The following is a 16,782-nucleotide window of genomic DNA, read 5'->3' as shown; positions in this document are numbered from 1 at the left end:
CCTTCATCAGATCCGACTGACATTTCTTTCCTGAACCATTCTTTTTGGTTCCAATAAAGACATGTCACAACCTCAATGGCACAAGCTGGGTCCGACCGATCTGCTGCAGAAGAAAAACCTGCAGCAGATCGAAGTTCACCGGACCAAGCTGGCTCTGATTTTTAAAGACAACGAATTCACCGCCATTTCCGGGGTGTGCAATCACGTCGGTGGCCCTTTGGGTGATGGTCAGCTTGAGGGCGACTATGTAGTCTGCCCCTGGCACTACTATAAATTCCACTATCGCACCGGATTGGGCGAGCCCGGCTATGAGGCCGATCATGTGCCCGTCTATAATTTAAAAACCGAAAATGGCGAACTGTGGGTGGACCTGGCCAGCGCCACGGCGCGAGGACGCATGCCTCACGAACCTCATCCCCTGACCCGCAAAGTGCAGCGCGAACCCGGCCCGCTGCGGGTGGTGGGAATTTCCACCACTGTCATGGACAACGCCCATCCGCGAGTTTCAACCTCGGAGCTTTTACTGGAACAAACCCTGAAGCACGCCGAAAGCAAAGGCTATGAAACGCGTCTGCAAAAAATCCGCGAACTGAAGTTTCGCCACTGCGAGGGCTTCTATTCCAAAAGTGCGCACGCCTGCACCTGGCCCTGTTCCATCACGCAGATGGATCCCACCGACCAGTTGGATCGCGTGTATGAAGACCTAATTCACTGGGCGGATGTGATGATCGTGGCCACCCCGATTCGCTGGGGTTCGGCCAGTTCATTGTATTATAAAATGGCCGAACGCTTTAACTGCATTCAGAATCAAATCACCATCAAAAACAACCAACTGATTCGCAACAAGGTCGCGGGATTCATTATCACCGGAGGCCAGGACAACGTGCAGGCCGTCGCGGGTCACATGATGGGCTTCTTCTCGGAGCTCGGCTATCATCTGCCGCCGTTTCCTTTTATCGCTCATTCCCTGGGGTGGAGTTCTGAAAACATGGAGTACAACGTGCGCTACGTGCAACAGACTCAGGCTCTGACGGAAGCCGCCCAGGAACTGCTGGATCGCTGCGCAGACCTGTCCTGTGCTCTGCTTGAAACATCCGCCCACGTCCTGCAACACCGGGCCGGTCGCAAGGCCTACAATGCCTCCAAACATCACGACAAATAGGTCCCGGCACGGCACCGTCGATTTTATAGACAGCCTAAATCTGCCTGGTTTCATCCCTGGCCGGAACTGCTCTTGCATTCTTTCCAGGGATGCGGATGATGTTCTGGATTCTTGCAGCATTTATGGCTCTTCAGCTTACAGCGCCGGCTTTTGCCGATGCCTGCAGTTGTATCGCCGATCCGTATTCCAAAAAGTATCAACTGTACAAAAAAACCTGGTACGGCACCCAGCGCAAATGGAGCTGCGTCTATACCTGCCAGGATTCGCAGCAACAGCGCACGGAAGTGACAGCCTATCACTCAGACTGGTATGTCACAGATAAGGGTCTTGAAGGAATCTGCGACGGCCTTCACTACGTCAACGTCTATAACACTCACCGCATGGACTTTGTCTGGAAGTTTGAAGAAGCCCGCTGGCTTAATCCGGCGCAGTCGTCTTCGGCGGACCTGAAAAAATGGGCCCAAAGCTGTCGCTAATTTCCTTTACCAAAAAAACAAAAACCCCCGGGTTTCCCCAGGGGCTCTTTTGAATTCAATTTTTAAATCGAATTATTGAGCGGTGTTATTGATCCACTCGATCGCGTTGCTAACTTTGGCATAAACACCATAATAGTTCGCACGAGCACAACCTTGACCCCAGCTCACAACACCAACCAGATATGTCTGATTGTTTTCGTCTTGAGCTACCAATGGACCACCAGAGTCACCTTGGCAAGAGTCTTTACCGCCACCTTCGTAACCAGCACAGATCATGCTGTCCGTGATGCCGTTGTTGTAAGCTTTGTTACAAGCTGCTGTAGAAACCAATGGAACGTCCACTTTTTGCAGTTTTGTCGGCAAAGAGTAAGAACCTTCACGAGTTGCACCCCAACCAGCCACAGTCGTCAAAACTTCAGAGCCATCCGTTGGAAGAGTGATTTCAGCAGGGTTCAGCGCCACTGGAGCGTAAGAAGAATCCTGAGAAAGCTCGATCAATGCAAAATCGTTTTCCATTGTGCGTGAATTGTAGTTCGGGTGAGCGATGATTCTTTTTGGAGCGATGGATTCTGCATTCACCGCATTTGTACGGTCATGCAAGCCGATCACAACTTTTTTAACCGTGCCACCACGAACACAGTGAGCTGCCGTCAATACCCAGTTCTTCTTGATCAAGGAACCGCCGCAGAAATGGCTGCTGCTCTGCAAAGACACGATATATGGGAACTCACCGATGGAAGCTTCAACGCCACCAACGATTTTAGCCCCTACAGAGCCAGATTTCGCGAATACTGGAGCAGACATCATCATGAGGCCTGCGATAACAAGATGGTTCATTTTCATTTTATTCCCCTCTGGTCTTGAATCCTTCAAAACCTGTATCAATCGTTGTCTGTTTTTTCCCAATGCTCAAAGACTCTCGGCGACCCACTTTGGAACTGGCCTTTTTTCGGACCTTTGCAGAGGGGAAATTATTGCCCCCGAACATTTCTTCCTCGACGGTAATTACCGATTTTTTTAAAAGAACTTGCCAAGCCTGCATGATTTTTATGAAATTCGATTTCTTTATTCTTGGAAGATCCTCCGAAGCTCGCTAAGACTGAAATTGACGGAGGCCCCATGCGATCACTTGCTTACTCTGCTCTTTTGCTGGTCTTGTTTACCTGCTGGACTTTGAACTCCCACGCAGCGGCCCCTTTCGCGCGCGTGGCTGATGGTAAAATCCAAGGCCTTCGTACTGCTCACAACACCGAAGCCTTTCTTGGAATCCCTTATGCAGAACCGCCGGTGGGTTATCTTCGCTGGAAAGCGCCCAGATCCCCGGCCCCTTGGATTGGCACTCTCAACGCCACAAAACTCCCTGTCGCCTGCCCTCAAAAAGGAAATTTCTTTGCCAACGTTCCACCGGAACAATTTGGAACTCCCGTCGGCAGCGAAGACTGTCTGTATCTGAATGTATGGAAACCCGTCGCAGCGAAAAAACGCCCGGTGGTATTGTGGATTCACGGTGGATCCAACTTCAAAGGCACTTCTGCCGATCCTCTTTATGATGGCGCGTGGCTGGCTTCTTCTTCAGACGTTGTCTTTGTCAGTGCCAACTATCGACTGGGCATGCTGGGCGCGCTGGCCCATGAGGCTTTGAATAAAGGCAGCAAGTGGGACAGTTCCGGCAACTACGTGACTCTTGATCTGGTCGCCGTGCTCAAGTGGATCCACACCAATATTGAAAACTTCGGCGGAGATCCCGACAACATCACCATCATGGGTCAATCCGCAGGCTGCATGAATGTATGGGGTCTTTTGCAAACGCCCCTTTCCAAAGATCTTTTCCACCGTGCGGTTTGTTCTGCCGGTGTGCCGAATGCGTATCCACGCTGGGTGGCGGAGGCCCGCTCTGAAGACTTCATAGAAAATCTGGTCGTCAATGCCGGCTTGGTGAAAGAAAAATCCGATGCTGAAGCGTATCTGCTATCCAAGGGCACCAAGTGGGTCCGTCAGTTCCTGTATTCCCGCACCACCGAAGAACTGGTGCAGGCTCAAGAATATATCGTGCCGTTTCAGCATTTCAAAGATGACGCCGTTTTCCCGCATGGGGTGGAGGGCATCCTATTCGGAAGCTTCCACCGCGTTCCTCTGATCCTGGGTTTAACCACCGATGAAGCAACCTATCTGTTGGGCGGCGCCCTGATCAAGCCCACTGACAAAGAGCTATGGTCCCTGATTCAGAATCCGCCTGCGGACCTGAAAGAGGAAGATCTTATCAAAGACGACAAGGTGACTCTGTACCATTCCAGCACTGCCGCTGGGTCCGTAGCGATGCAGATGACGATGGAAGAAATCTTCTGGGCGGTGAAAGCTTACAACCCGCAGACCTATCGCTATTCCTTTGAATGGAAAGAAACCCCCTCCCCGTGGAAAGAAGTTTTTGGCGCTGTGCACGGCATGGATGCGATGTTCTACCTGGGGAATTTTGAAACTGAAAAGCCCAGCTTTGCCCGATTTGCGTGGACGGAACAGAACCGTCAGTCCCGTGAAGCCTTGCGGGACTCGATGGCACCGTACTTCAAATCGTTCTTCTGGGACGGAAATCCCAACACCCAGCTCCCCGCCCAAGCGCCTGTCTGGGACGGCCGAATGGTGTTTAAATGAACCACAACGCGTATCATTTCACGACAAATTAAAAACAGTCCGCATAAAACCTCCACAGAACACAAATTACGATCTGTGCTGGTTAATTAACTCCAGTTTATTGACCTTTTAAGACCCAGAAATCGATATGGAGTTTACTTGGGTTCATCACCAGTTCCGAGCGCCGTCCCAGCCAACTACGAAATGGAATACAACAACGGAAAATCTCTTCAAAGTACAGAATTGATGAGAATCAACAACGCGGGATACAAGGCAAAAAATAAGAATGAAACAACCTTTGAACGTTAAAACTGGTTTCTTGACCAAGGGAAAGTAGCCAAAGAGGAACTAATTCTTTTGAACTCAGGTCTTCGCGATCCGAATTCAAAATCGCGCTTTAGCCCCATTTTTGACTTTACTGCTCAAACAATCGTTGCTTCAAGCTACGGGCTAATGCAACCTGGTGCCAAAGTCTGGTCACACATTTCAAAATATGAACCAGTTGCAGCTAATCCATTTGTATCCAAATAGGAGTACGAAGTGACTAATTTAATTTTAGCTTCAATCATACTATTGATCTCCCAGCATGCATCTGCGCTTGTCCCAGACAAGATCCTGAGTGCAAATATTCCTGCTACACTTACAAAAGACCCAGAAACAGGAGCCACTCGAACCATAAATGACGGGGTTGTGGCCGACCAATTGTCAGTCAAACTTGATGGGCCAACTAAGCTGCCTTATGACGTTGTGCTCCTGAAGACAACAACACTTGACTGCAGTTTGCTTGTTTTTAAAGAAGGTCCAAAAGGAAGTTTTAAAAAGTATCCAGTTACTTTCTCCACAAGCTCGTCCATTCACTCATGCTTATCCCTTGAAACAAAGGACTTTAACCAGGATGGGAAACCGGAAATAGTTGTTCAAATCCTTGATGGAAAAGAAGTCGGATCTCCCTCTATTTTTAGATGGGATGGAGCGAAGCTTATCGATTCAACTCCGACACAAACTTTAAATGGCGTTACGACTAAGAAGCTTCGATCCGTGCTAATCACCGACAAACCCGTCCAGGGTAAATTGATGATCTTCGATTACTCCAACGACGGCAGCCCCACCAGAGTATTCACTCTGACAGATAAAGGCCTGCAAGAGACCGGCTCCTATGATTCCATTAACATGGTTGGCAAAACAGTTTCAGGACTTTCCCTAAGGCCCTCCGTGAAGGATGGTAACTACACACTGACAATGACAAACGTTTCCAGCCATCAGCGTGCAGTAAGGGCGGAGATTTCTATTAACGGCAAAGTATTAGTTTTCCCAAAGCAGTTCTGCAAATCCCCAGCGCCTGCAAAACCTGATGCTGGCAAAGACGATCTTGATGACAAGAACGAAGATAAAATGAAGCGGTGTCTACCGAACAATACCGTCACATCATCCTTGAATCTGAAAAAAGAAGATGAACTGAAAATTAAGGTGTATGGAAGAGGCGACTCATTGATGCGTTTTACTTTGACTAAGAAGTAAACGGGCAAAAAGTCCAGCGATCCGCGTCACGCTTGCCACACTCAAAGCCCTTTTTAATCGATAAGGGCCCCGGGGCGGCTCACATTTGAATTTTTGAGGACATTGAGGCCCCCAAAAGGGGCTAAACTCATAAGGGAAATTCTATTGTCATGGGACCCCTTTTATGAGAACCAATTTAGATGTCTGAAAACAAAATTCGCAACGAAATTCATGTCTTTATCAACGGCGCTGAACACCGCATTTCCGGCGAAAAAGCCTTTCTTCCGCTAGCCCAGTATTTACGCTATCACAGCTCCCTTCCGGGAACGAAAGTGGTGTGCGCTGAAGGCGACTGCGGTGCCTGCACGGTGCTTTCGGCAAAACTTGAAAACAACACCTGGTCTGAATTCCAAGCCATCAATTCCTGCATCGCCCCGATGTACCTTTTCGACATGGGATCACTGGTCACGGTGGAAGGACTTTCCGAACAGGAAGACTTAAGCGAAGTGCAAAACAAGATGCGCGAATTCCACGGTGGTCAGTGCGGCTACTGCACGCCCGGCATGGTGTGTTCGCTGTCATCATTGGCAGAAAAAAGTGCCTGCTCTGGCAAAGCCATCACCGAGAAAAAAGCCCGCAACTTCCTGACCGGGAACCTGTGCCGTTGCACGGGCTATGAACCGATCCTGGCGGCTGCGACAAATCTGGATCTGTCAAAATGGAAGTCCCTTTCCGCCAAGTACTTGACGGACAGTCAGAAAAAACAATTCCAGCCACTGGCTTCTGATTCTTTGATGATTGAAGCTGGCGCCAAGAAATTCACCGCCCCGGCGAACTTCCAGGTGGCGACCGAGCAAAAATCCAAATCCCCACAAACTCGTCTGGTGGCCGGTGCCACTGATTTGGGCGTTTTGCACAACAAAGGCAAAGCCTTCATGGATGACGTGATGAGCTTGCACAAGATCACCGACACCAATGAAATCAAAATGACCGCTGACGGCGTGTGGGTCGGAGCCCGCGTCACCCTGACAGCCCTGGAAAACTTCCTGGAAGACAAACTGCCAGAGCTTTCCCGCCTGCTGCGCATCTTCGCTTCACCGCAAATCAAAAATCAAGGCACTCTGGTCGGTAACGTCATGAACGGCTCCCCGATTGGTGACAGCATCCCTGCTCTTTTGGCATTGGATGCGGAAGTTCATTTGCAATCCACCAAGGGTCTTCGCAAAGTGGCTTTGCCAAAGTTTTATAAAGCCTACAAGGTCTTTGACGTGACTGCGGATGAAATTGCCACAGGCATCCTGATCCCGGTGCCCGGACCTGAATGGAAGTCCAAGTTCTTTAAAGTATCCCTGCGTAAGGATCTGGATATTTCTGCGGTGACCTTTGCCGCTTTGGTAAAAGTCGATGGCAATACCATCAGTGACGCCCGCATCGCCATGGGCGGTGTCGGCCCGACCGTGGTTCGTTTAAGTGACATTGAATCCGCAATGAAGGGTCAGCCTTTCAGCGAAGACACCTTTATACGAATGGGTGAAAAGGTTCGCACCTTGATCAAGCCTATTTCCGATCTTCGCGCCACGGATGAATACCGTCTGAAAGTCGCCGAGAATTTATTCAAGAAATGCCATATTGAACTTCAACAGGAAATGACAGCATGTCCGTAGGTCAAAACATCCCTCATGATTCTTCCCGGGGCCACGTCACTGGTGGCAGTGTGTTTATCGACGACCGCCCGATGATGGCGGGCGAAGTCTTGGTGCTGCCAGTGGGTGTTCCCGCGGCCGCCGGCCGCCTGAAGTCTATTGATTATTCCCAAGCCCTGAAGTGCCGTGGAGTTTTGGCCGCTTTCACGGCCAAAGATCTTTCCCACAACTCCTGGGGCACCATTGTTCCGGAACAGCCTATTCTGGTTGCCGACAAGATCGGCCACTATGACGAACCGGCGGTGCTGTTGGTCGGCACCGACATCGAAGATCTGTTGCGCGCAAAAAAACACGTGCAATTTGAAATTGAAAAAGAAAATGGCATCTTCACCATCGATGAAGCCATTAAACTGGATCGTTTCATCTATAAAGCCAACGCCTTCAAAGTCGGCGATGCCGACGCCGCAATGGCCAAAGCCCCACACCGCCTTAAAGGCGCCTTTGAGTGCGGCGGTCAGGAGCATTTCTATTTAGAATCCAACGCCTGCATCGCCTACCCGATGGAAGACGGACAGATCGAAGTTCACGCCAGTTCCCAGCACCCGACTGAAACCCAGCACGTGGTGGCCGAAGCTTTGGGCTTAAGCCTGCATGAAGTCGTCTGTATTGTAAAACGCATGGGTGGCGGCTTTGGCGGCAAAGAAAGTCAGGCCGCCCCATTTGCGGCGATGGCAGCTCTGGTCGCAAGCAAAATGAAACGCCCGGCTCGTTTGTGTTTGTCGAAAGACGACGACATGATGATGACGGGAAAACGCCACCCGTTTAAAAACTATTACGAAGTGGGCTTTGATAACGACGGCCGCATTCTTTCCTTGAAGGCGCATCTTTATGCCGACGGGGGTGCTTACGCCGATCTTTCAAGCTCGATCCTGGATCGAGCCATGTTCCACGTTGATGGCGCGTACTATCTGCCCGCCGCGCACATCGAAGGTGCCGTGGTTCGCACCAATCTTTATTCCAACACCGCTTTCCGTGGTTTCGGGGGTCCGCAAGGGACCATGACCATCGAAAGCATTATCGAGGACATGGCCCTGCATCTGAAAAAAGATGCCCTCGCCATCCGCGAACTGAATTGTTATCAAAAAGATCACAACAACGTGACCCACTATGGTCAGGCGCTGGGACACAATCCCCTGCCAGAACTTTTTGCGGATCTTAAAAAGTCTTCCGACTATGAAAAGCGCCGTCAAGAAATCGACGCTTTCAATGCCAGCAGCAAAACCGCGGTGCGTGGCTTATCCATGACAGCAACCAAGTTCGGTATCGCCTTCACCGCACGCTTCCTGAATCAAGGGAATGCTTCGGTGAACGTTCACAAAGACGGCACCGTGCAGGTTTCCACCGGCGCCACCGAAATGGGTCAGGGTGTGAACACCAAGATCCAGCAGGTCGTGGCTCACGCCTTTGGTATTCCAGCCCACGACGTCAAAGTTATGGCAACCTCGACCGAGAAAAACCACAACACGTCACCTACGGCGGCCTCCAGCGGATCTGACATCAACTGTGCGGCGGCTTTAAAAGCAGCTGTCGGGATTCAAAAACGTCTGGCATGGTTGTTCCAAAACATCCTGGCTGGCACGCCGATGAATGATATCGCCGAATGCCCGCCTTTGGACGAATCCAAATTGAAGTTTGAAGAATTCCATTTTGAAAACGGACTTCTGACCCACAAACCTTCCAGTAAATCCATGACCTGGCTTGACGCTGTTAAACAGGCTTACTTCAACCGTCTTTCTTTGGGAGAGTACGCTCACTTTAAAACCGAGGGCCTTGGTTTTGACAAAAAGACCAGCCAAGGGACGCCGTTTAAGTATTTCACCAACGGTGTTGCCGTCAGTGAAGTGCAGGTGGATCTGTTCACAGGTGAATACAAAGTCCTTCGCACCGACATCCTGATGGACCTGGGCCGCCGAATCAATCCGGGCATCGACAAGGGCCAAGTCACGGGTGCGTTCGTGCAAGGCATGGGCTGGGTGACTTCTGAAAAACTTTTCCACAACAAAGAGGGAAAACTTTTAAGCCACTCCCCAACCACTTACAAGATCCCGAACGTGCAAGACACGCCAAGGGTGTTTAATGTCGAGTTCATTGAAAACCACGAGAACCGCGAAAACGTCCACCGCTCCAAAGCCGTGGGGGAACCGCCGTTCTTATTGGGAATCAGCGTATGGACTGCTTTGAAAGACGCCGCCAATGCCAAAAGCAAAGGTTTGATTTCGACCCTGAAATCCCCGGCCACCCCGGAAGAGATGCTGATGGAGATCGCCCGTCATGAGTAAAATGAACTTTGAAGACTATCTGTCCGCGATGAAGTCCCTGCAGGACGCGGGAAAATCCTTTGTCAGCGTGACACTGGTAAAACAACAAGGATCCTCGCCCCAGGATGTGGGCGCTCGGGCGCTCGTGTCGGCCGACGGATTGGAGTACGGGACTGTTGGCGGTGGCAAAGTTGAAAAACGCGCCATTGAAGAAGCCCAGAAAATGATCCGCGAAAAGATCCATCATCACTACGCCGACTGGAATCTGCAAAAAGATATCGGCATGACCTGCGGTGGTGTGGTCAGCTTCTTCTTTGAATTCTTTGAATACAACCACCCGTTCAACATCTGGGTGTTCGGTGCCGGCCACATTGCCCAGGAACTGGTGCGCCTGTTGATGCGGCTGGATTGCAAGATCACGTGCGTGGATCCGCGCCAGGAATGGATCGATAAACTTCCGACCTCCAGTCGTCTGACCACAATTTGCACCGAGGACATGAAGGGCCTGGTTTCCCGCATTCCGGAAAAGTCCTTTGTGACTTTGATGACCATGGGCCATGGCACTGACCTGCCTATTTTGGTGGAAGTCATGAAACAGCGCGATCGCTTCGCTTATGTGGGTAACATCGGCAGCGACCAAAAAGCGCGCCGCCTGCGCCAGGACTTGATCGATGCCGGCATTGCTCAAGAGTCACTCGACAAATTCCACTGCCCTATGGGAGAAAGCTTTGGCACCAACGCGCCGGTGGAAATCGCCTTCAGTATTGTGGCGCAGATTCTTAAAACAAGGGATTTGGTTCTATGAGTTTAAGCAACAAGAAAACCCAAAAGATCGCCTCCGACCTGCTGCCAGCCCGTCTGTCCCAAGCACGGGGCGATGGCACCTTGGATCTGCTGATCACGAATGTGCAGATGCTGGATGTGATCACGGGCGACATCTATCCCACCTGCATTGCCATCGGTGGTGAACACATCGTCGGCGTGGGGATGGAGTATCAAACCCAGTCCGCTCGTCGCACTTGGAACGCCCAAGGGGCCTTCGTGACCCCGGGCTTTATCGACGGTCATTTGCACATTGAATCTTCTATGATGTCGCCTTTTGAATTTGAAAAAGCGACGTTGCCGCTGGGAACCACTACGGCCATCTGTGATCCGCACGAAATCACCAACGTTCTGGGTGGCCGGGGTTTTAGCTGGTTCTTGCGTTCTTCTGAACTGATGCACCAGAATCTTTTTGTGCAGATGTCCTCCTGTGTTCCGGCCCTTCCTGGTTTTGAAACCACCGGCAGTGATTTCCCATTGGAAGAAATGAAGTCCTTCAAGGATCACCCTTCCGTTTTGGGTCTGGCTGAAATGATGAACTTCCCCGGCGTGATTCACGCCGACAAAGAAGTCCTGGCAAAAATTGAGGCCTTTGATGATCTGAACATGGACGGCCATGCGCCCCTTTTGCGCGGCAAAGCCTTGAATGCTTACCTGCTGGCGGGAATTCAAAACTGCCACGAAACCGTGACTTTGGAAGAAGGCCGCGAAAAGCTGCAAAAAGGCATGGGTCTGATCATTCGCGAAGGAAGTGTTGCCAAGAACCTGCGCACCCTGGCTCCGCTGGTGAATGAGTTTTCGTCCCCGCAGTGCTTGCTGTGCACCGATGATCGCAATCCTTTTGAAATTGCACACGAAGGTCATATCAACTATCTGATCAAAGAACTGATCAACAAACACGGCGTGGCTGTGCATGTGGCGTACCGTCTGGCGACTTATTCCGCCGCCCGCCACTTTGGTTTGAAACGTCTGGGGCTGGTGGCTCCGGGCAAGAAAGCCGATCTGGTTTTCTTGAAGGATCTGAAAGCTGTCGATATTCAGGAAGTGATGATCGGTGGGAAGTTTGTTTCTGAATTAAAACTTCAGGATTCATTGCAGGAAAAACTGCAGACCTCGCAACCGCCTCTTGAAAACACCATGAAGCGAGCGCCATTGACAGAAAAAGAACTGACCGTGAATCTGCTTCCGGGTGTTTACAACGTGATTGAAATCGTGCCTCACGAAATCATCACCCAACATCTGACCGTGGCTTTTGACGGCCAAAAGTTTGCTGAAAGTGACGTACTTTACATGGCCAACATCGAACGCTATGGCAAAGGTTTGCCTCCGGCGTTGGGCCTTGTAAAAGGCATGGGGCTAAAAAGCGGCGCTCTAGCCAGCTCTGTGGCGCATGATTCTCACAACATCATGGTCATCGGGACCAACCCGGCGGACATGATTTTGGCCGTGAACACATTAATCAAATCTGGCGGCGGCTTTGCTGTGGCTGATCAGGGTGAAATCAAAGCTTTGGTGGAACTGCCAATCGCGGGTCTTTTGAGCCTTCAGAGCGCGGAAGAAATCAAAGACGGCATCGCAGACCTTAAAACCGCCTTCCGATCCTTGGGAGTCCATTTAGATGAACCGTTTATCCAAATGGCTTTCCTGGCTTTGCCGGTGATTCCAACCTTGAAGCTCACCGATCGTGGCTTGGTGAACGTCACAAATTTCAGCTTCATACCCTTACAAGTAGAGGCTTAGGTCCTTGAAGCAATTACTCTAAAGCCCCTTTCTGACAGAACGGGGCTTTTTCTTCTCGACAGTCCAGCAAATTTCGTGATTCATTCGGGGTGATTTCTTTATCAGGAGGTCACCATGTTTGAAACATTATGCGCAATGCTTGTGCCCTTTTGCATTCAGTCTTCTGATCCCGCCACCGAGAACTTAAAAGCTTACAACATTGATCCCCACAGCATCACCATCTCCGGAGTATCCTCCGGCGGCTTTATGGCGGTGCAAATGGATGTGGCCTTCTCGTCGGTCTTTTCCGGAGCGGGTGCCGTTGCCGGGGGTGTCTACTGGTGCTCTGAAGGAGATTCCAAGAAAGCCCAGTCCCAGTGCATGGGAAGCCCCGAAAAAATCGACAGCCGCCTGATGATTGAAAAAGCCCGCGACTTGTCAGGCCAAGGTGACATTGATTCCCTCGAAAACCTCAAAGACCACCGCATCTATATTTTCGCAAGCCCCAAAGATTCCGTGGTGAAGCTGGGTAACAGTGACAAGCTGATTGAGTTTTATGAAAGCTTCGTTCCAAAAAATCAAATTCACCGTGTGACGACTCCAGAAGCTGCTCACGGCTTCCCGACTCTGGCCAGTGGAGGGCCCTGTACGATGGCGGCATTGCCATGGCTTTTGAAATGCAATTTTGATACGGCCGGCGACATTCTTGCGCAGATGTATACCGATTTGAAAGCACGGGGAATTGCAGTGGCGGAAAACCTGCACAAGTTCACGCAGACTGATTTTGGCGACAGCAAAACTCCGTTATATCGCGATGGATGGATCTATGTTCCCGAGGCTTGTGAACAAGGCGCCCGCTGCAAACTGCACGTGGCCTTGCATGGCTGCCAGATGAATCCGGATTTTATTCAAGACAAGTTTGCGACTTTGGCTGGCTACAACGACTGGGCTGAAACCAATAACATCGTTGTGCTTTATCCGCAGTCAGCCCGCGACAATCGCGGTAATCCTTATGCGTGCTGGGACTGGTTTGGTTTCACCGGTCCTGATTACGTCAGCAAATCCGGCGCCCAGATGTCCGCGTTGATGAAGATGATTGAACGCGTGCGCGGACTTTAATCCGCGCCTTCCGAAAACTCTGGTTCTTCGACATTTCTCATGTGATCCGCCAGACGCAGCAGTGAATGCAAAAGTTCACTGCGCAACGGCTCGGCGATATTCACCTCATCAAAAGCCTGCACCATGCACATCATCCACTGATCGCGCTCGGACTTTCCGATCTTGAATGGAAAATGGCGCATGCGCAGTCTGGGGTGTCCGTACTTTTCAACGAACAATCCCGGTCCCCCCAGCCACCCGGACAAAAACATAAACAGTTTTTCCTCGGATCCTTGCAGGTTTCCCGGGTGCATGTCGCGGATGCCTTTGGCTTCCGGAACGGTGTCCATGATTTCATAGAATCTTTTGCAAAGTTGGCGCAGGACTTGTTCGCCACCCAGCAATTCGTAGGGCTTTTTCTCTTCAGACATTACAAGAACTTACTACTCCCGGACCAAAGTGGCAACTGTGCTTCATTCTGAGACATCTTGAAACTTAATTGAGCCCGAGATTTCTTCAGATTCCCTGTGAAAAAGCCGATAAAACCCTACACGCCGTGGAGTCTAAGTTCATGAAAAAATTAAATATTCAGCACGTCACTTCGATCCTTTCAATGGCCTTCTTACTGAGTGCCTGTGATCGAATGGCGGTGGATGACAGTAAAGTTTCTCTCCGACTTCCCAAAACAGTTTCCGGGAAAGCCGGGGCGCAATCTGTTTCACAACTGAAGCACATTGCTGTGCAGGTCACGGCAGCAGACATGACGACCCCCGTGGTGCTGATTCTGGATTCCCACGACAGCCAGACAGTGCCTTCGGAAATCACCCTAGAGATTCCTTCCGGTGACAACCGCCTGATTCAAGTGCTGGCGGCTTACGGCAGCGGCAGCAACGACGACAATGCAATGATCTACTATGGCGATGTGACTAAAAACCTGCTTGGCGGCACGGACACCGCCGATGTTCCCCTGGACAACCTCAGTGGTGCGCTGCCTGAAGAAGAAGGTCGCGTGTACGGCCGCTATCTGACCGGTGTCAATCAAGGCCCCAGCGGCGAGCTGAAGATGGTCTATCGCCCGGCAGGAAAACCTGGCATCGTGGTGGATCGTCAACAGATTCTGGGCGGCTGGTTTGAGGCCACCGTTTTCAAAAATGTGCCTGTTGATTATGTCCTGCCTGATGGCAGCCTGCTTGGTCAGCAGTGGACACTGGAGTCTTTGCCTTTGTCAAAACACCTGATGCGTATCCGACTTCCCGCCCACTCGGAAAAAAGATGGGAAGGCAATTCGAACTACTGGCAGGATCGTGGTGCAGACAACAAGTTCCTGGGATTCTTTGCATCCCAAGCCACGCTTCTGGATGATAAAAAAGTCTGTGCTCCCGCCAAAACCGCGAAAAACAGCGGGGATCTCTACTTCGGCAACAAGTATCTGGGACATTCCACATTGAATGTCATTCCAATCAAGGCCTTCTTCACGGGCACCACCCCACAGGTGTCAGCAAACTTTGCCTCCATCATGGGCGGCCTGGATATCAGCGCCTGCTCTACCCTGCCTTTGGCAGAGGAATTCAAACGCTATCTGGTTCTTGATAACTCGAACCTTGGCAACGAATTGTGGGAATCAATTGAAGGACTTTCAGGCCTGCGCGGAGGCATTGCAGCCCCTCGCATAAAATCCATCGATGGCATCACATCCTACCGCAATAGCTATAAGTATGGCGGCAATGCCAATGGCAGCTTCCTGGAAGTGCCTCTGCTTCCCGGCATCAAGGATTCCGTGACTAGCTATCAGATCTACAAAGCCACTACGGGCTCCATGGCCCCGATGGGTTACGACAATCGCTGCGAACCCGAAGATTTGCAGCGCCATGGGTGGATTCTGCTAAGAACCAACATTCTTCCGGAAGGCCCCGGCGACTCTGTGCAGTTCACTCTGGGCAACATTGGTTTTACTCCCGATCAAAACAGCAGCTACATGCTGTGCCTGAGCAAGAACAACATTCCCTTCGGATCACAGATCTCGTTTAGCAGTTGGACCTTCGCCGGACAGCCAGCCGCCGCCCTGAATCTGACAATGTCATCAAGCCCCTATGGCTACGCCTCTTATCCTTTGGTCAATGAGTGCCGCCGTATAGAGGTGAACTTGTCCAACACCTCAGGACCTGTGATGAACTTGAACGGCGTGTCCGTATCACTTAGTGCCGGCGGGGAAGCCGTTCTTTATGCCGATGCCACTTGCAGCACCACGGCCTCCACAAACCTGAATGTCACACTGCCTGCGGGCACCACATCCCTGCCCGTTTATGTGAAGTCCGCCAGTCCGAGCTCCTATCAAATCACGATCGACAGCAACTCCGGCGGACTCACACCCCCGGCGGCTTTGCCAATGACCGTGATCGATGCCCCAACGACGGTCCTCCAGGTGGAGCTTTCTACGAACAATTCTGACATGTACGCGGGGTACCCGGCCGAACTGAAGATTTATAGAAACGGCTGCTTCCCGATGAAACTTCGCCTGACGAACTCGGGGATTTCCGTAGTGTCTTCCGGTTCAGCCAGTCTTTCCTGGTACAAACTTGACGGAACAACATCCGCCACTCCACCAACGGGAACACGCTTGATCAACAACTGCATCAGCCGCAGTGCGATTGGCTCTCTGAACTTCAGTGCCACGTCCATCGCGGAATTTGCGATCGAAGTGGGGGCTGATCTTCCGACCAATCTGATTTTGAAAGCTGATGGCTTCAGTGCTTCCGCACAAATCGTGTTCAACAATGCGCCGCTGGTGCATCACTTGTCCTTGCGCTGGCCCAGCGGGTCTTCCGAAACTCCGGCCGTTGGCTCCTGCCAGGCACTGGAAGTCGTGGCCAAAGACGCCGCCGACCAGGATCTTCCGATCCCTGCGGGGCAAAGGCTGAGCTTTATGCCTTCAACTGTTTATCAGGGCAACACCCCAGGACCACTGGCCGAGTTCTTTGATGGCAGCGACTGCAGCTACAATTCCAACAACTATACTATTTCATCTGGCGAAGTCAGTCGCACGATCTATGTCAAAGCGATCAATGCTTATGCTGGCTATATCAGCTACAACTCTGAACACACCGAGCGGACTCAAGGGTACTCTACGGACTTGATCAGCAAGCTGGCACTCAGCCCGTATGTCCTTCCTTTGTCCGTGACGGTACCGGATCCAACGATCCTGGTGGGGGGCTTTGCGACCTTCTCGATCGTGGGTGGTGTGCCCCCGTACACCGCGCAGGTTCTCACCGGACCGGGATCGGTTTCAGTGGTCGGCTATCCTCCCCACGCAATTCAGGTGACAGCCAGCGGAGTGGGCACCATCCAGGTGTCCGTCACCGACAGCAAAGGGACTGTGCATTTAGTTAATTTAACCGGGCAATAAGGCAGCAGAAGTACAC

General features: G+C 51.3%; 12 protein-coding genes. 10 read left to right on the top strand and 2 right to left on the bottom strand.

Translation table 11 applies throughout. The features are described from left to right. The first annotated feature begins 61 nt into the window (after positions 1-61). Together B9G79_RS06170 and B9G79_RS06165 are read left to right on the top strand one after the other, a co-directional pair. Positions 62-1,162, top strand: coding sequence for a Rieske 2Fe-2S domain-containing protein (locus tag B9G79_RS06170; RefSeq protein ID WP_088564755.1), 1,101 nt, complete (start codon positions 62-64; stop codon positions 1,160-1,162). A 95-nt stretch (positions 1,163-1,257) separates the two neighbouring features. Continuing rightward, a complete protein-coding gene (locus B9G79_RS06165; RefSeq protein WP_232469224.1) occupies positions 1,258-1,638 on the top strand; it encodes a hypothetical protein in 381 nt (126 codons plus the stop codon). A 72-nt stretch (positions 1,639-1,710) separates the two neighbouring features. Here B9G79_RS06165 and B9G79_RS06160 read toward each other — a convergent pair whose 3' ends face one another. Further along, a complete protein-coding gene (locus tag B9G79_RS06160) occupies positions 1,711-2,481 on the bottom strand; it encodes a S1 family serine peptidase (protein ID WP_088564754.1) in 771 nt (256 codons plus the stop codon). Between the two features lie 276 nt (positions 2,482-2,757). On the opposite strand from B9G79_RS06160, the gene B9G79_RS06150 reads away from it, so the two are divergent. From B9G79_RS06150 to B9G79_RS06120, 7 genes are all read left to right on the top strand, one after another. Beyond that, a complete protein-coding gene (locus B9G79_RS06150; protein WP_088564753.1) occupies positions 2,758-4,287 on the top strand; it encodes a carboxylesterase/lipase family protein in 1,530 nt (509 codons plus the stop codon). Between the two features lie 519 nt (positions 4,288-4,806). Beyond that, entirely contained in the window at positions 4,807-5,784 is a 978-nt protein-coding gene (locus tag B9G79_RS06145) for a hypothetical protein (protein ID WP_088564752.1), read from the top strand. A gap of 179 nt (positions 5,785-5,963) precedes the next feature. Continuing rightward, the gene (locus B9G79_RS06140; protein ID WP_088564751.1) at positions 5,964-7,427 is read left to right on the top strand and encodes a xanthine dehydrogenase small subunit; all 1,464 of its coding nucleotides are present in this window, start codon (positions 5,964-5,966) and stop codon (positions 7,425-7,427) included. Beyond that, a complete protein-coding gene (gene xdhB / locus B9G79_RS06135) occupies positions 7,418-9,745 on the top strand; it encodes a xanthine dehydrogenase molybdopterin binding subunit (protein ID WP_088564750.1) in 2,328 nt (775 codons plus the stop codon). Before B9G79_RS06140 ends, xdhB begins: the two co-directional genes overlap by 10 nt. Beyond that, positions 9,738-10,529, top strand: a complete 792-nt coding sequence (xdhC, locus tag B9G79_RS06130; RefSeq protein WP_231839164.1) for a xanthine dehydrogenase accessory protein XdhC — start codon at positions 9,738-9,740, stop codon at positions 10,527-10,529. Before xdhB ends, xdhC begins: the two co-directional genes overlap by 8 nt. After that, positions 10,526-12,286: an adenine deaminase gene (gene adeD, locus B9G79_RS06125; protein WP_088564749.1), complete on the top strand. Its 1,761-nt coding sequence runs from the start codon at positions 10,526-10,528 to the stop codon at positions 12,284-12,286. The genes xdhC and adeD overlap by 4 nt, the downstream gene beginning before the upstream one ends. A gap of 114 nt (positions 12,287-12,400) precedes the next feature. Continuing rightward, complete coding sequence (locus tag B9G79_RS06120; RefSeq protein WP_088564748.1) at positions 12,401-13,384, top strand: extracellular catalytic domain type 2 short-chain-length polyhydroxyalkanoate depolymerase; 984 nt, start codon at positions 12,401-12,403, stop codon at positions 13,382-13,384. Here B9G79_RS06120 and B9G79_RS06115 read toward each other — a convergent pair. After that, on the bottom strand, positions 13,381-13,794 hold the full coding sequence (locus tag B9G79_RS06115; protein WP_088564747.1) for a group II truncated hemoglobin: 414 nt from the start codon (positions 13,792-13,794) through the stop codon (positions 13,381-13,383). The two genes, B9G79_RS06120 and B9G79_RS06115, sit on opposite strands and share 4 nt — an antisense overlap. A 140-nt stretch (positions 13,795-13,934) precedes the next feature. Here B9G79_RS06115 and B9G79_RS18305 point away from each other — a divergent pair, with 140 nt between their 5' ends. Then, complete coding sequence (locus tag B9G79_RS18305; RefSeq protein ID WP_088564746.1) at positions 13,935-16,766, top strand: hypothetical protein; 2,832 nt, start codon at positions 13,935-13,937, stop codon at positions 16,764-16,766. The last annotated feature ends 16 nt before the right edge of the window (positions 16,767-16,782 follow it).

The organism is Bdellovibrio bacteriovorus (assembly GCF_002208115.1).
GTDB classification, from domain to species: domain Bacteria; phylum Bdellovibrionota; class Bdellovibrionia; order Bdellovibrionales; family Bdellovibrionaceae; genus Bdellovibrio; species Bdellovibrio bacteriovorus_C.
Note: the sequence above shows the minus strand (reverse complement) of the source record. Positions and strands in the feature narration are given on the sequence as shown.

Excerpts from the sequence above, each read along its gene's own strand:
- xdhB (WP_088564750.1), top strand. The coding sequence starts at position 7,418 with ATGTCCGTAGGTCAAAACATCCCTCATGATTCTTCCCGGGGCCACGTC.
- B9G79_RS06170 (WP_088564755.1), top strand. The coding sequence starts at position 62 with ATGTCACAACCTCAATGGCACAAGCTGGGTCCGACCGATCTGCTGCAG.
- adeD (WP_088564749.1), top strand. The coding sequence starts at position 10,526 with ATGAGTTTAAGCAACAAGAAAACCCAAAAGATCGCCTCCGACCTGCTG.
- B9G79_RS06115 (WP_088564747.1), bottom strand. The coding sequence starts at position 13,794 with ATGTCTGAAGAGAAAAAGCCCTACGAATTGCTGGGTGGCGAACAAGTC.
- B9G79_RS06150 (WP_088564753.1), top strand. The coding sequence starts at position 2,758 with ATGCGATCACTTGCTTACTCTGCTCTTTTGCTGGTCTTGTTTACCTGC.
- B9G79_RS06165 (WP_232469224.1), top strand. The coding sequence starts at position 1,258 with ATGATGTTCTGGATTCTTGCAGCATTTATGGCTCTTCAGCTTACAGCG.
- xdhC (WP_231839164.1), top strand. The coding sequence starts at position 9,738 with ATGAGTAAAATGAACTTTGAAGACTATCTGTCCGCGATGAAGTCCCTG.
- B9G79_RS06120 (WP_088564748.1), top strand. The coding sequence starts at position 12,401 with ATGTTTGAAACATTATGCGCAATGCTTGTGCCCTTTTGCATTCAGTCT.
- B9G79_RS18305 (WP_088564746.1), top strand. The coding sequence starts at position 13,935 with ATGAAAAAATTAAATATTCAGCACGTCACTTCGATCCTTTCAATGGCC.
- B9G79_RS06140 (WP_088564751.1), top strand. The coding sequence starts at position 5,964 with ATGTCTGAAAACAAAATTCGCAACGAAATTCATGTCTTTATCAACGGC.
- B9G79_RS06160 (WP_088564754.1), bottom strand. The coding sequence starts at position 2,481 with ATGAAAATGAACCATCTTGTTATCGCAGGCCTCATGATGATGTCTGCT.